Source organism: Bradyrhizobium sp. SRL28, from assembly GCF_018596315.1.
In the GTDB taxonomy this organism is placed as follows: domain Bacteria; phylum Pseudomonadota; class Alphaproteobacteria; order Rhizobiales; family Xanthobacteraceae; genus Bradyrhizobium.
This window is the reverse complement of the sequence record NZ_JAHEAG010000005.1, coordinates 179,190-194,950: the sequence shown is the minus strand read 5'-3', so window position 1 is coordinate 194,950 and position 15,761 is coordinate 179,190. Positions and strand designations below refer to the sequence as shown.

Sequence of the window (15,761 nt, the reverse complement as noted above, 5' to 3'; positions counted from 1 at the left end):
GGCGGCAGCGTGAGCGCACCCCCCGCCGTCCAAACCTCGCGCGCTCCGGGCGCAGCCTTCATCCTCAAGAAAGCGCTGATCAGCGCGCTGGTCGCGCTGGTGCTGTTCTCGCTGATGATCGGCGTGCGCACCGACGCCGGGCCGGACGGACAGCTGACCTACTGGACGCGGTTCGGCGACCTCGCCGCGATGGTTGCGACCGTGTTTGGCGGCAGCATCGTCCTCGAATTGCTGCGACAGTGGTGGGGACCGGTCGGCACTATCCGTGTGGTGCCGCCTGCGGTGCAAAGCACGCTTTCGCTCGCCGGACGCCTGGTCGCACCGGTGCTGCTGGTGTTCACGTTTCTGGTGCCGGTCCTGTTCTACAACGAGCGCTACATACTCGACCTCGGCATCCTCGTGCTGACTTACGTGATGCTCGGATGGGGGCTGAACGTGGTGGTCGGCCTCGCCGGGCTGCTGGATCTCGGCTATGTCGCGTTTTACGCGGTCGGCGCCTATTCCTACGCGCTGCTGGCGACCAATTTCGGATTGTCGTTCTGGGTCTGCCTGCCGCTCGCCGGCATCCTCGCCGCGTTCTGGGGCGTGCTGCTCGGCTTTCCCGTGCTGCGGCTGCGCGGCGACTATCTCGCCATCGTCACGCTGGCCTTCGGCGAGATCATCCGCCTCGTCATCATCAACTGGCAGAGCCTGACCGGCGGGCCGAACGGCGTCACCGGCATTCCCCGCCCGACCCTGTTCGGCATTCCGCTCACACCGGGCGATGACGGGCTTGCGGCCATGCTCGGCATCGAATTCTCGCCGACGCACCGCGTCGTGTTCCTGTTCTATTTGATCCTGGCGCTGGCGCTGCTCACCAACTGGGTCACGATCCGGCTGCGGCGGCTGCCGATCGGCCGCGCCTGGGAAGCGCTGCGCGAGGACGAGGTCGCCTGCCGCGCGCTCGGCATCAACACCACCACCACCAAGCTGACGGCGTTTGCAACCGGCGCGATGTTCGGCGGTTTTGCCGGCGCGTTCTTCGCGACCAGACAAGGTTTCATCAGCCCGGAATCCTTCACCTTCCATGAATCGGCGCTGGTGCTGGCGATCGTGGTGCTGGGCGGCATGGGCTCGCAACTGGGCGTCGCGCTCGCCGCGCTCGCCATGATCGGCGGCTTCGAGCTGTTCCGCGGCCTCGAGCAATACCGCATGCTGGTGTTCGGCATGGCGATGGTGCTGCTGATGATCTGGCGGCCGCGCGGCCTGATCGGCCATCGCGCGCCGACCGTGTTCCTGAAGACCAACCAGGCGATCTCGTCCGACCTCGTCAAGGAGGGACACGGATGAGCGGCGACCACATCCTGTCGGTCGATCGGCTGTCGATGCGCTTCGGCGGCATCGTCGCCGTCAACGACCTCTCCTTCAATGCCGAGCGGCGCAAGATCACCGCGCTGATCGGGCCGAACGGCGCCGGCAAGACCACCGTGTTCAACTGCATCACCGGCTTCTACAAGCCGACCTCGGGCGCGATGCGGCTCGTGCACGATGACGGCCACGCCATCCAGCTCGAACGGCTGAACGATTTCCGGATTTCCAAACTGGCCCGCGTCGCGCGCACCTTCCAGAACATCCGGCTGTTTCCGGGCATGACGGCGCTGGAAAACCTGATGGTGGCGCAGCACAACGCGCTGATGCGCGCTTCCGGGCTGACGTTTCTCGGGTTGATCGGCGCCCCCTCCTGGCGCAAGGCCGAGCAGGCCGCGATCGATCTGGCGCAGACCTGGCTCGACCGCATCGGCCTCCTGGATCGCGCCGATGATGCCGCCGGCAATTTGCCATATGGCGACCAGCGGCGGCTCGAAATCGCGCGCGCGATGTGCACCCAGCCCGCGCTGCTCTGCCTCGACGAGCCCGCGGCCGGCCTCAACGCACGGGAAAGCGCTGCCTTGAGCGAACTCCTGCTCTCGATCCGAGGCGATCAGGGCACCTCGATCCTCCTGATCGAGCATGACATGAGCGTGGTGATGGAGATTTCCGACCATGTCGTGGTGATGGATCACGGCATCAAGATCGCCGAAGGCACGCCGCAGCAGATCCGCGACGATCCCAAGGTGATCGCCGCCTATCTCGGCGCCGACGAGGAAGAAGCCATCGCCGTGATGGAGAGCGGCACGTGACGGCCCCATCGAAGACGCCCCTGCTCGCGATCCGATCGCTGCGCGCGGCCTACGGCAAGATCGAGGCGCTGAAGGGCGTCGATCTCGACATCAACGCCGGCGAAATCGTCGCCTTGATCGGGGCCAACGGCGCCGGCAAGTCGACCCTGATGATGACGATCTTCGGCCGGCCCCGCGCCCGCTCAGGGAGGATCGAATTCGACGGCCAGGACATCACCGACGTGCCGACGCATGAGATCGCGCGGCTGCGCATCGCCCAGTCGCCCGAGGGTCGCCGCATCTTCCCGCGCATGAGCGTGGCGGAAAACCTGCAGATGGGGGCTGATGCGACCGATAGCAGCGAGGCCGATCGGGCGAGCGGCCTGGAACGCGTCTTCGCGCTGTTCCCGCGGCTCAAGGAACGTATGACCCAGCGCGGCGGCACGCTGTCCGGCGGCGAGCAGCAGATGCTGGCGATCGGCCGGGCCCTGATGAGCCGGCCGCGCCTGTTGATGCTGGACGAGCCGTCGCTGGGGCTGGCCCCCCTGATCGCGCGGCAGATTTTCGATGCGATAAGGACCCTGAACCGGCAGGACGGCCTGACCGTTCTGATCGTCGAACAGAACGCCAACCACGCGCTGAAACTCGCCCATCGCGGCTACGTCATGGTCAACGGCCTGATCACCCTGTCCGGAACCGGCAGCGAATTGCTGCAGCGCCCGGAAATCCGCGCCGCCTATCTGGAGGGCGGCCGGCGGGAGTAGCGCTCCCACCTGCCCCCCACCTTGCCTTGGTGCGTGCTGCGGCAAGATGCGGCGAACGGACCGTGGATTTGCCCGAAAATTGCCGATGACTTCGCGGTAAAATCAGCCGACAATGGGCGTGATTTTCGTACCCGGCCTGCCGGGCGCTTCCTGAAATCGACCTACCCGCGAGGATACCTCATGAAATCACTGAAACTCATCGGTTTGGCACTGGGCGCATCGTTGGCGCTGTCGACAACGGCCCTGGCGCAGGACATCTCCATCGCAGTGGCAGGCCCGATGACGGGCGGCGAATCCGCGTTCGGCCGGCAGATGAAGAACGGCGCCGAACAGGCGGTGGCCGACATCAACGCCGCCGGCGGCGTGCTCGGCAAGAAGCTGGCGCTGCAGGTCGGCGACGATGCCTGCGATCCCAAGCAGGCGCGCTCGGTGGCGGAAAAGTTCGCCAGCGCAAAAATCCCGTTCGTGGCCGGTCATTTCTGCTCGTCGTCGTCGATCCCGGCGTCGGAAGCCTACGCCGACGGCAACGTACTGCAGATCACGCCGGCCTCGACCAACCCGCTGTTCACCGAGCGGAAGCTGTGGAACGTGGCGCGCGTCTGCGGCCGCGACGATCAGCAGGGCCTGGTTGCCGCCGACTACATCGTCAAGAACTACAAGGGCAAGAACGTCGCCATCCTCAACGACAAGTCCACCTACGGCAAAGGCCTCGCGGAGGAGACCAAGAAGGCGCTCAACAAGGCCGGCTTCACCGAGAAGATGTTCGAATCCTACAACAAGGGCGACAAGGACTTTAACGCGATCGTGTCGCGGCTGAAGCGCGACAATATCGATCTGGTCTATGTCGGCGGCTACCATCAGGAAGCCGGCCTGATCCTGCGCCAGATGCGCGACCAGGGCCTCAAGACGGTGTTGATGGCGGGCGACGCCCTGAACGACAAGGAATTCGCCTCGATCACCGGTCCGGCCGGCGAAGGCACGCTGTTCACCTTCGGCCCCGACCCGCGCAACAAGGCGACCGCGAAAGCGATCGTCGAGAAGTTCAAGGGCAAGAACATCGATCCCGAGGGCTACACCCTCTATACCTATGCCGCGATGCAGGTCTGGACGCAGGCGGTGGCGAAGGCGAAGACCACCGATCCGAAGAAGGTCATGGAGACCATCAAGGCCGGCGAATGGGACACCGTGCTCGGCAAGCTTTCCTTCGATGCCAAGGGCGACCTCAAGGTAATCGACTATGTCGTCTACAAGTGGGACGCCAAGGGCAACTACACCGAGATCAATCCCAAGGGGTCCTGATCCCTTCATCGACCAGAACGTCAAACGCCCCGGCTTGCCGGGGCGTTTTTTTGGGTTCCATATAATTTGGGGGCCATTGGAACTATTGGGTTCCCGCCGAATTGAGCAATTGGGCTGAGTTCCATGTCATTGATTTCACGACTTTAACCGTTAGTCCGGCTTAATATGCCGATGGGGCAGCGGTTCTATCTGTGAAATCGCATTTCAGCCGAAGTGATTTGCGCGAACTGGCCGAGGAAACACCATGAGTGACCTGTCCCCTGGAGCATCACCCTCCGCTCGCCGGGTCACAAAACCGACACCACCCAACGCCAACGGCGCGTCCGATCCGATGCAGGACCTGCTGCATGCCTTGCAGGCGATGCGGGCGGGCGATTTCTCGGTACGGATGACCGGCGATCACATCGGCATCGAGGGCAAGATCGCCGATACCTTCAACGAAATCGTCGCCGCCAACCAGCGAATGGCGCAGCAACTGGAGCACGTCGGCCAGGTCGTCGGGCGCGAAGGCAAGACGCGGCAGCGCGTCAAGTTCGACCTGTCGAGCGGATCGTGGGCGGACATGGAAGGCTCCGTCAACACGCTGATCGACGACCTGCTGTGGCCGACCCGCGAAGTCACGCGCGCGGTCGCCGCCGTGGCCCAAGGCAATCTACTGCAGACCGTGCAGCTTGATATCGACGGCCGCCCCCTGGGCGGCGAATTTTTACAATCGGCCAACATCGTCAACACGATGATCAAGCAGCTTTCCGTGTTCACCTCGGAAGTGACGCGCGTGGCGCGCGAGGTCGGCACCGAAGGCAAGCTCGGCGGCCAGGCGCAGGTTCCGGAAGTGACGGGCGTCTGGAAAGACCTGACCGAGAGCGTCAACTCGATGGCCAACAACCTCACCGGCCAGGTCCGCAACATCGCCGAGGTCACCATCGCGGTGGCGAATGGCGACCTGTCGAAGAAGATCACGGTGGACGTCCGCGGCGAGATCCTGCAGCTCAAGGAAGCCATCAACACGATGGTGGACCAGCTCCGGTCCTTCGCCTCGGAAGTGACGCGCGTCGCCCGCGAAGTCGGCACCGACGGCAAGCTCGGCGGCCAGGCCATCGTCCCCGGCGTCGCCGGCACCTGGAAGGATCTGACCGACTCCGTCAACGCGATGTGCGGCAACCTCACCGCCCAGGTCCGCAACATCGCCAACGTCACCACCGCGGTCGCCCGCGGCGACCTCTCGCGCAAGATCACGGTGGACGTCCGCGGCGAAATCCTGGAGCTGAAAGACACCATCAACACGATGGTCGACCAGCTCAACTCGTTCGCGTCAGAAGTGACCCGCGTCGCCCGCGAGGTCGGCACCGAAGGCAAGCTCGGCGGTCAGGCCCAGGTCCCCGGCGTCGCCGGCACCTGGAAGGACCTCACCGACAACGTCAACTTCATGGCCTCCAACCTGACGGCGCAGGTCCGCAACATCGCCGACGTCGCGACCGCGATTGCGGGCGGCGACCTCTCCAAGAAGATCACCGTCAACGTCTCGGGCGAAATCCTGCAATTGAAGGAAACGCTCAATACAATGGTCGACCAGCTCAACGCCTTCGCGGGCGAAGTCACCCGCGTCGCGCGCGAAGTCGGAACCGACGGACGGCTCGGCGGCCAGGCCAACGTGCTCGGCGTCGCCGGCACCTGGAAGGACCTGACCGAGAGCGTCAACTCGATGGCTTCCAACCTGACCGCGCAGGTTCGAAATATCGCCGAGGTGACGACGGCGGTCGCCAACGGCGACCTGTCCAAGAAGATCACGGTGGACGTACGCGGCGAAATTCTCGAGCTGAAGGACACCATCAATACGATGGTGGACCAGCTCAACGCGTTCGCCGGCGAAGTGACGCGCGTCGCGCGCGAAGTCGGCACCGAAGGCAAGCTCGGCGGCCAGGCCAACGTGCGCGGCGTCGCCGGCACCTGGAAGGACCTTACCGACAACGTCAATTCGATGGCCGGCAACCTAACCGGCCAGGTCCGCAACATCGCCGAAGTCGCGACCGCGGTGGCGAAGGGCGACCTGTCGAAGAAGATCACGGTCAACGTGTCGGGTGAAATCCTTCAATTGAAGGAAACGCTGAACACGATGGTCGACCAGCTCAACGCCTTCGCCGGCGAGGTCACGCGCGTGGCGCGCGAAGTCGGCACCGACGGCAAGCTCGGCGGCCAGGCCCAGGTAACCGGCGTCGCCGGCACCTGGAAAGACCTCACCGACAGCGTGAACTCGATGGCCGGCAATTTGACGGCGCAGGTCCGCAACATCGCTGAGGTGGCGACCGCGATCGCGGGCGGCGACCTGTCGCGCAAGATCACGGTCGACGTGCGCGGCGAGATCCTGCAGCTCAAGGAAACGCTCAACACGATGGTCGACCAGCTCAACCGCTTTGCGGGCGAAGTGACCCGCGTTGCGCGCGAGGTCGGCACCGAGGGGCGGCTCGGCGGCCAGGCCAATGTGCCCGGTGTCGCTGGCACCTGGAAGGACCTCACCGACAACGTCAACTCGATGGCCGGCAATTTGACCGGCCAGGTCCGCAACATCGCCGAAGTCACCACGGCGGTGGCGAAGGGCGACCTGTCGAAGAAGATCACGGTCGACGTGAAGGGCGAAATTCTCGAGCTGAAGAACACCGTCAACACGATGGTGGACCAGCTCAACGCCTTCGCTTCGGAAGTGACCCGCGTGGCACGCGAGGTCGGCACCGAAGGCAAGCTCGGCGGCCAGGCCCAGGTGCCTGAAGTCGCCGGCACCTGGAAGGACCTCACCGACAACGTCAACTTCATGGCCTCAAACCTGACCGCGCAGGTCCGCAACATCGCCGAAGTCGCCACTGCGATTGCCGGCGGCGACCTGTCGAAGAAGATCACGGTCGACGTCCGCGGCGAGATCCTGCTGCTGAAAGACACCCTCAATACGATGGTCGAGCAGCTACGTTCGTTTGCCGCCGAAGTGACGCGCGTCGCGCGCGAGGTCGGCACCGAGGGGCGGCTGGGCGGCCAGGCCGTGGTGCCCGGGGTCGGCGGCACCTGGAAGGATCTGACCGACAACGTCAACCTGCTGGCGGCCAACCTCACCACGCAGGTCCGCAACATCGCCGAAGTCACCACGGCCGTGGCGCGCGGCGACCTGTCACGCAAGATCACGGTGGACGTGAAGGGCGAAATTCTCGAACTGAAGAACACCATCAACACGATGGTCGATCAGCTCAATGCCTTTGCCGGCGAAGTGACGCGCGTGGCGCGCGAGGTCGGCACCGAGGGCAAGCTCGGCGGTCAGGCGCAGGTCCCCGGCGTCGCCGGCACCTGGAAGGACCTCACCGACACCGTCAACTTCATGGCCGCCAATCTGACCGAACAGGTGCGCGGCATCGTCAAGGTCGTGACGGCGGTCGCCGACGGCGACCTGAAGCAGAACCTGACCGTGAAATCGAAGGGCGAAGTCGCCGCGCTTGCCGACACCATCAACAACATGACCGAGACGCTCGCGACCTTCGCCGATCAGGTCACCAGCGTGGCGCGCGAAGTCGGCGTCGAAGGACGCCTCGGCGGCCAGGCCAACGTGCCCGGCGCCGCCGGCACCTGGAAGGACCTTACCGGCAACGTCAACCTGCTCGCCGCCAACCTGACCTCGCAGGTGCGCGCGATCGCCGAGGTGGCGACCGCCGTGACCAAGGGCGACCTGACCCGCTCGATCCAGGTCGACGCCCGCGGCGAAGTCGCCGAACTCAAAGACAACATCAATACGATGATCGGCAACCTCCGCCTCACCACGCAGGTGAATACCGAACAGGACTGGCTGAAGACCAACCTCGCCAAATTCACCAACATGCTGCAGGGTCAGCGCGACCTGACCACGGTCGGCCGGCTGCTGCTGACCGAACTGGCGCCGCTGATCAACGCGCATATGGGCGTGATCTATCAGACCGAGAGTGCCGACAGCCCGCAGTTGCGCCTGCTCTCTTCCTATGCCGGCGATGGCGCCAATCCGAATCCGCAAGTCGTGCAGTTCGGCGAAGGATTGATCGGCCAATGCGCGATGGACAAGCGTCAGCGGCTGGTGTCGGACATTCCGACCGACACGGCGCCGATCAATTCGGCGCTGCTGCGCGTCATTCCGAAGAATCTCGTCGTGCTTCCGGTGTTGTTCGAAAACCAGGTCAAGGCGGTGATCGAACTGTCTTCGATCAGTTCGTTCACGACCTCGCAAATGACCTTCCTCGAACAGCTCACCGACTCTATCGGCATCGTTCTCAACTCGATCGAGGCCACGATGCAGACCGAGGGCCTGTTGAAGCAGTCCCAACAGCTCGCCGGCGAACTGCAGACGCAGCAGAAGGAACTGCAGCAGACCAACGAACAGCTCGAACAGAAGGCCCAGCAGCTTGCGGAGCGCAACGTCGAGGTGGAAAGAAAGAACCAGGAAATCGAACAGGCACGCCGCGCGCTCGAAGAAAAGGCGACCGAGCTTTCGCTGACCTCGAAGTACAAGTCCGAATTCCTCGCCAACATGTCGCATGAGCTGCGCACGCCGCTCAACAGCATCCTGATCCTCGGCCAGCAGCTCACCGAAAATCCGGAAGGCAATTTGTCGGCAAAACAGGTCGAATTCGCCCGCACGATCCACGGCGCCGGCACCGACCTGCTCAACCTGATCAGCGACATTCTCGACCTGTCGAAGATCGAATCCGGCACTGTCACCGTCGATGCTGAGGAGATCCTGACCTCGAGCCTCCTGGAGACCGTCGGGCGGCCGTTCAGGCACGAAGCCGACAACCGCCATCTGTCGTTCAACATCGATGTCGACGAAAACCTCGCCCGCAGCATGGTGACCGACTCCAAGCGCCTGCAGCAGGTCCTGAAAAACCTGCTGTCGAACGCGTTCAAGTTCACCGCCGAGGGCGGCGTGAAGCTGAACGTGTCGGCCGCCGTCGGCGGCTGGAGCGCCGAGCACCCGATCCTCAATCACGCGCCCGCCGTCGTCGCCTTCGAGGTGACCGACACCGGTATCGGAATTCCGGCAGAGAAACAGAAGCTAATCTTCGAGGCGTTCCAGCAGGCCGACGCCGGCACCAGCCGGAAATACGGCGGCACCGGCCTCGGCCTTGCCATCAGCCGCGAACTCGCGGGCCTGCTGGGCGGCGAAATTCATCTGCGCAGCGCGCCCGGCAAGGGCAGCACCTTCGTGCTTTATCTGCCGCTGAAATATTCCGGTCCGACGGTTGCGCCACGGGTTCCTGGCGCGTCGCCGTTCACGCCGGCGCTGCAGGTCGCAGCGACGCAGGAGCGGGTCATCGAGCAGTTGCCGGATGACCGCCTCAACCTCGAGCCGGGAGGCACCATCCTCCTGATTGTCGAGGACGATCCGCATTATGCGCGGGTGCTGATCGATCTGGCGCACGACAAGGGTTTCAAGGTGCTGGTCGCCAACCGTGGCGCCGAAGCGATCGAACTCGCCAAGCAATTCCAGCCGACCGCGGTTTCGCTCGACGTGTTCCTGCCGGACATGCTGGGCTGGACCGTGCTGAGCCAGCTCAAGCACAATCCGTTGACGCGGCACATTCCGGTGCAGATCATCACGCTCGACGAAGACCGTCAGCATGCGCTGGCGCGCGGTGCGTTTTCCTTCGTCAACAAGCCGACGACGACCGAAGGCGTCAGCGCGGCACTGTCGCAGATCAAGGAATACGCCAAGCCGCGACGCAAGCGCCTGCTGATCGTGGAGGACAATGCCGCCGAACAGATGAGCATCACCGAATTGCTCGGCCACGACGACATCGAGATCCTCACCGCCGACACCGGCGCCGATGCGTTGTCGACGCTGCGGAACCAGCCGTGCGACTGCGTCGTGCTGGATCTGCGGCTGCCTGACATGAGCGGCTTCGAGGTGCTCGACCGGCTCCGCAAGGACGAGACGTTATCGAACGTGCCGGTCGTGGTGTTTACGGGGCGGGAACTTTCAGCCGAGGAAGATGCGGAACTTCACACCATGGCGCGGAGCATCGTGGTGAAAGGCGTCGAGTCGCCCGAACGCCTGCTCGACGAAACGTCGCTGTTTTTGCACCGTGTGATCACGGAATTGCCGGTCGAGAAGCAGAGAATGCTCGAAAAGCTCAATAGCTCCGATGAGGATCTGGTTGGCAAAACCGCGCTTCTGGTGGACGATGACGCCCGGAACATCTTTGCGCTGTCGAGCGTATTAGAACGGCGCGGAATGAAGGTGCTGACTGCGACGACAGGCCATGAGGCCATCGCGCTGGTCGAGTCCACCCCCAATATCGCAATCGTGCTGATGGATATCATGATGCCGCAGATGGACGGATATCAGACCATTGGCGTTATCAGGCAAAACCCGTCCTTTGGCCGCCTTCCGATTATCGCGCTGACCGCCAAGGCGATGAAGGGTGACCGCGAGAAATGCCTCGAAGCCGGCGCTTCGGACTATCTCGCCAAACCCGTCAATACCGAGCAGTTGCTGCTCGCAATACGAATGTGGTTACACCGCTGATCGGCGTAAGTAGATGATGGACCAAGACAAGGTAAACATTCTTCTGGTTGACGATCAGCCGGCGAAGCTGCTCGCCTATGAAGTCATCCTGAAGGAACTCGGCGAGAACCTAGTGAAGGCTTCGTCCGGGCGCGAAGCGCTTGAGTTCCTGCTCAAGAACGATGTCGCCATCATCCTGGTCGACGTCTGCATGCCGGAACTGGACGGTTTCGAACTGGCCGCGATGATCCGCGAACATCCCCGATTCCAGAAGACGGCGATGATATTCATCTCCGCCATACAGGTCAGCGACATCGACCGGCTGCGCGGCTACGAAATGGGTGCAGTCGACTATGTTCCGGTGCCCGTCGTGCCGGAGGTGTTGCGCGCCAAGATCAAGGTGTTTGCGGAACTCTATCGCAAGACGCGCCAACTCGAGCGCCTCAACGTCGAGCTCGAAGATCGCGTTCGCGCCCGCACCGCCGAACTGGAGGAATCGCACGCAAGACTGCTCGAAAGCGAACAGCGCCGCAGCCTTGCGATCGCGGCCGGCAAGATGGGATCCTGGGACTGGGATTGGGTCAATGGCGACTGGATGTGGGACGACGGCCAGTATCAGATCCTCGGCATCGATCCCGGCAACTTCGAACTGACGCCGGCCAATATCCAGGCGCTGTTTCACCCCGACGACGTGCATGAATTGCATGAGGCGTGGGCGAGCTTCGCCCGAGGCACGAAATCATACGAAGCGGAATTCCGCATCATCCGGCCGAATGGCGAGATGCGCTGGTGCGCGGGAACGGCGGCGGCAAGCACCGACAAGGGCGGCCGTGTCATCCGCGTCAGCGGCGTCACCGTCGATATCACCGAGCGCAAGCAGGCCGAGGAGCGGCAAAATCTGCTGGCGCGGGAGGTCGATCACCGCGCCAAGAACGCGCTGGCGCTGGCGCAATCCATCGTCCGCCTGACGCGCGGCGAGAACGTGAAGACCTACATCCGTTCGGTCGAAGGACGGATCAATGCGCTGGCGCGGGTGCACACCGTGCTTTCGCTGTCCAGCTGGCAAGGCGCCGAAATAGGGAAGCTGATCGACGAGGAGCTGGCGCCCTATTCTACCGGCGAACAGATCGCGTTGCGCGGACCGGAGATCCAGCTCGAGCCGGCGACGGCCCAGACCGTCGCGCTGGCGCTGCACGAACTCGTCACCAATTCGGCAAAGTACGGCGCCCTGTCGACACTATTGGGCCGGCTGTCGGTGAACTGGGAAGATCAGGCGGGCCTTCTCAAGATCATATGGGTGGAGACCGGCGGGCCGCCGGTCGAGAAGCCGGTATCGCGGGGGTTCGGAACGCGCAGCGTGATCGCCAGCATCGAGTCGCAGCTCGGGGGCCAAGCGGAATTCGATTGGCGCCCGGAAGGCCTCGTTTGCTGCCTTTCGGTCCCCCTGCCGCAACGGACGCTTGCCGCTGATCCGGTCCCGCTCCGCGAGATCGCCGTCGACGGCAACGGCTTGCGACGCGCCGAGCGGAAACTGGGCGCTTGACGGATCAGCAATGGAAAGACGACCTATCGCGCCGCCGCTACGACGGCACCGGCCGATTGCCGGAGCGATGCCTGCGCCGCTTCGATCGCGCGCATCAAATCCAGCGGGCGAAATGGCTTCTGCAGACAGACGACATCGGAGAGCTCAGGCGTTTCGGACAAAAAGTCCAGCGCGGTCATTCCGGAAATCGCGACGACAGGCAGACCAGGCACGCGCCCACGCAACGCTGTGATCAGATCGGAGCCGTTGGTGCCCTGCAAAAAGATATCGACGATCGCAAGATCGAAGCTTGTTTCCTCGAACAGCTTCAATGCGGATGCGGCGCTTTCTGCCTCGACGATTTCGAACTGCTGGACGCGCAGCACGATGGAAATCATCGTACGAACATCGGCCTGATCGTCAACAACAAGCACGCGGGGCATCGAAGTCTCCCGGATCGGTCGTGCGAGCAGCTTATGATGAAATTCGCGCGTTTCAGCGGTTCCGCGGGCATTATTCAGGCAGTGGTAAAGAGGCGGTTACCCGCTTAATTCCGTTCCTCTCCAGTATCGTCAGGTAATATCTAAACTTGAGTTGATTCCCGTCGAGCTGCCGCTAGCGTAACCTCGGGGCTGGAATTTCAATGGCGTCCAACGTTCGGCTGGATGTCTGGCCGCGTCGGATGCGTTATTTTCGCGCGTTTGAAGCTATTGCCATGGCGCGTTCGCTGCCAGCTTGCCGGAGACGACAATGGGTGACGAGCGCAACATCTTTCTTTCGACAATGCCGGCGACCCGCGGCGATCGCAAATCCGCGCTCGCCGTGGTCAGCGTCTCGGCGGTGCTGTTCGCCTGCGCCGTGCCATTTGCCGGCGTACCGCTCACTCCGGTCCCGGCATTCGTTGCGAGCTATCAATCCGCGCTGGCCATCAACGATCTGATAACCGCCGTCCTGTTGTTTTCACAGTTCGCAATCTTGCGCTCGCGGGCGCTGCTGCTGCTGACGAGCGGTTATTTGTTCACGGCCATGGCGGCCGTCGTCCATGCCCTCACTTTTCCTGGCCTGTTCGCGCCAGGCGGGCTGCTCGGCGCAGGATCGCAGACCACCGTTTGGCTCTACATGGTCTGGCACGGCGGCTTTCCGCTGCTGGTACTCGGCTATGCGTTGCTGAAAGCAAGCGACGACGACCGGAAGATCCGGGGCTCGACCGGCGTGGCAGTCGTTGCGAGCATCGTTGCGGTCAGTGTCGCGATGGCCGCGTTCACCTGGCTCGTAACCGCCCAACACGACCGTCTACCGATCCTTCTGAGCGACGGCCATTACACGCCCGTCATGCTCGCCGTGGTCTCTACCGTATGGTGCCTCAGCCTCGCTGCGCTGGTGGTGCTGTGGCTTTGCCGGCCGCATTTCGTCCTCGACATCTGGCTGATGGTCGTGATGAGCGCCTGGTTGTTCGACATCGCCTTGTCGGCGATCCTGAACGTGGCGCGGTTTGACGTCGGCTTCTATCTCGGCCGCATCTACGGCCTTTGTGCCGCGAGCTTCGTGCTCGCCGTCCTGCTCGTCCACAACGTGGGCCTGCAGGCCAAGCTGGCCCGCCTGCTCGGATCGTTGCGTCTGCAAGCCGCCTCGGAAAGGGACCTTCGCACCGAACGTGATGGCCTCTTCAGCGCCGTCGTGGAATCGTCCAGCGACGCCATCATCACCATATTGCTGGACGGCACCATCACCGGCTGGAACGGAGCCGCCGAACGCCTGTTCGGCTTCACAGCGGCCGAAGCGTTGGGCAAGAATGTCAACATCATCGTCTCGCCGGACCGGCGCGGGGAGGTACGCAGTATCGTCGAACGGATCAGCCGACGCGAGACGATTGCACATTACGAGACTTCCCGCGTACGCAAGGATGGCAGCACCGTCGATGTTTCGCTGAGCATCTCCCCGATCCGCTCGGTCTCCGGCGAGATCGTCGGCATTTCCAAAGCCGCGCGCGACATCACCGAAAGCAAGCGGACGCAGCAGGCGCTCAGCCAAGAAATCGAGGAGCGGCAGCGCATATTCGATTCCTCGAACGACCTCATCCTCGTGACCGACACCGCGGGGAATTTCATCCAGGTCAGCCCGAGCGTCACTGCGATCCTCGGCTATCAGCCCTCCGACATGATCGGACATAGCGCGATCGAATTCATCCACCCCGACGATCTCGAACACACCCGCAGGGAGATGCGGGCGGCGCGACGAGGACAAAGCAAGCGCAATTTCGAGACGCGCTATGTCAACAAGGAAGGCAACGCAGTCGCGCTGAACTGGACCGGGACGTGGTCGGAGCCGGTCCGCCGCCACTTCTTCATCGGCCGCGACCTGACCGAAAAGCAGGCCGCGGAAGCCCAGTTGCGCCATGCGCAGAAGATGGATGCGGTCGGCCAGCTCACGGGCGGCGTCGCGCATGACTTCAACAACATCCTGACCGTGATCACCGGCACCATCGGCATTCTGGAGGAAGCCGTCGCTGATCAGCCCCAACTCGCCGCCGTCGCCAAGCTGATCGACGAAGCCGCCGAACGCGGGGCCAACCTGACCAAGCATCTGCTGGCCTTTGCCCGCAAGCAACCGCTGCAGCCTGTTGAACTCGACGTCAATGCGCTGGTGCTGGAGGCGGCGAAGCTGCTGCACCCTACCCTCGGCGAACACATCGAAATCACGCCGCTATTGGCCGAGGATGCGTGGACCGCGCTGGCCGATCCCAATCAGCTCGCGACCGCCGTTCTCAATCTGGCAATAAATGCGCGCGATGCCATGCCCAATGGCGGCAAACTCGCGATCGAGACCAGCAACGTCTTTCTTGACGAAAATTACGCGAGCTTGCAGAGCGAGGTCGCGCCCGGCAACTACGTGATGATCGCGGTCGGCGACACCGGCTCCGGAATTCCACCCGCACTGCTTGAACGGGTTTTCGAACCCTTCTTTACGACCAAGGAGGTCGGCAAAGGCACCGGCCTTGGCCTGAGCATGGTGTTCGGTTTCGTCAAGCAGTCGGGCGGTCATATCAAGATCTACAGCGAGGAAGGCCACGGCACCTCCGTCAAGATCTACCTGCCGCGGGCGACCGGATTGCAGCAGACCGCGGCGGAAGCGCTGGTCTCGGCTGACATCGAGGGCGGCAACGAAACGGTCCTCATCGTCGAGGACGATACGTTGGTGCGGCGCTATGTGATGACCCAGATCGGGAGCCTGGGCTACACCACGCTGGAGGCGGCCAACGCTTCCGACGCCTTGCGGTTCATCGACGATGTCCCCGCCATCGACCTGCTTTTCACCGACGTGATCATGCCTGGCACCATGAACGGCCGCCAGCTCGTCGACGAAGCGCTGAAGCGGCGGCCGGGCCTCAAGACCCTGTTCACGTCAGGGTATACCGAGAACGCGATCGTCCATCATGGCCGCCTGGATTCCGGCGTGCTGCTGCTGGCAAAGCCCTATCGCAAGTCCGAACTTGCCAGGATGCTCCGGCTCGCGCTTGCCAGTTAGGCAAA

The 15,761-nt window shown here is 63.3% G+C and carries 8 protein-coding genes; 7 read left to right on the top strand and 1 reads right to left on the bottom strand.

The window, feature by feature from the left end:
- Positions 1-9: 9 nt before the first annotated feature.
- The 6 genes from livM (at position 10) to KIP88_RS14575 (ending at position 12,252) form a co-directional block, all read left to right on the top strand.
- Complete coding sequence (livM, locus tag KIP88_RS14600) at positions 10-1,329, top strand: high-affinity branched-chain amino acid ABC transporter permease LivM (RefSeq protein WP_308163561.1); 1,320 nt, start codon at positions 10-12, stop codon at positions 1,327-1,329.
- Positions 1,326-2,159, top strand: a complete 834-nt coding sequence (locus KIP88_RS14595) for an ABC transporter ATP-binding protein (RefSeq protein ID WP_214488619.1) — start codon at positions 1,326-1,328, stop codon at positions 2,157-2,159. Before livM ends, KIP88_RS14595 begins: the two co-directional genes overlap by 4 nt.
- Complete coding sequence (locus KIP88_RS14590; RefSeq protein WP_214488618.1) at positions 2,156-2,902, top strand: ABC transporter ATP-binding protein; 747 nt, start codon at positions 2,156-2,158, stop codon at positions 2,900-2,902. The genes KIP88_RS14595 and KIP88_RS14590 overlap by 4 nt, the downstream gene beginning before the upstream one ends.
- A 180-nt stretch (positions 2,903-3,082) precedes the next feature.
- Positions 3,083-4,201 carry a branched-chain amino acid ABC transporter substrate-binding protein gene (locus KIP88_RS14585; RefSeq protein WP_214488617.1) on the top strand — a complete coding sequence of 373 codons (1,119 nt, stop codon included), beginning with the start codon at positions 3,083-3,085 and terminating at the stop codon, positions 4,199-4,201.
- Positions 4,202-4,445: 244 nt separating this feature from the next.
- Positions 4,446-10,730 (top strand): HAMP domain-containing protein, encoded by a 6,285-nt coding sequence (locus tag KIP88_RS14580; protein ID WP_214488616.1) that lies wholly within the window; start codon positions 4,446-4,448, stop codon positions 10,728-10,730.
- Positions 10,731-10,746: 16 nt separating this feature from the next.
- Positions 10,747-12,252 (top strand): HWE histidine kinase domain-containing protein, encoded by a 1,506-nt coding sequence (locus KIP88_RS14575; RefSeq protein ID WP_214488815.1) that lies wholly within the window; start codon positions 10,747-10,749, stop codon positions 12,250-12,252.
- Positions 12,253-12,275: 23 nt separating this feature from the next.
- Here the strand turns inward: KIP88_RS14575 and KIP88_RS14570 are convergent, their stop codons facing one another.
- On the bottom strand, positions 12,276-12,674 hold the full coding sequence (locus KIP88_RS14570; protein WP_214488615.1) for a response regulator: 399 nt from the start codon (positions 12,672-12,674) through the stop codon (positions 12,276-12,278).
- Positions 12,675-12,981: 307 nt separating this feature from the next.
- Here KIP88_RS14570 and KIP88_RS14565 point away from each other — a divergent pair, with 307 nt between their 5' ends.
- Entirely contained in the window at positions 12,982-15,756 is a 2,775-nt protein-coding gene (locus tag KIP88_RS14565) for a PAS domain S-box protein (RefSeq protein ID WP_214488614.1), read from the top strand.
- The last annotated feature ends 5 nt before the right edge of the window (positions 15,757-15,761 follow it).

Coding starts and splice junctions, on each gene's coding strand:
- KIP88_RS14585 (WP_214488617.1), top strand. CDS start 3,083: ATGAAATCACTGAAACTCATCGGTTTGGCACTGGGCGCATCGTTGGCG.
- KIP88_RS14570 (WP_214488615.1), bottom strand. CDS start 12,674: ATGCCCCGCGTGCTTGTTGTTGACGATCAGGCCGATGTTCGTACGATG.
- KIP88_RS14595 (WP_214488619.1), top strand. CDS start 1,326: ATGAGCGGCGACCACATCCTGTCGGTCGATCGGCTGTCGATGCGCTTC.
- KIP88_RS14575 (WP_214488815.1), top strand. CDS start 10,747: ATGGACCAAGACAAGGTAAACATTCTTCTGGTTGACGATCAGCCGGCG.
- KIP88_RS14580 (WP_214488616.1), top strand. CDS start 4,446: ATGAGTGACCTGTCCCCTGGAGCATCACCCTCCGCTCGCCGGGTCACA.
- KIP88_RS14565 (WP_214488614.1), top strand. CDS start 12,982: ATGGGTGACGAGCGCAACATCTTTCTTTCGACAATGCCGGCGACCCGC.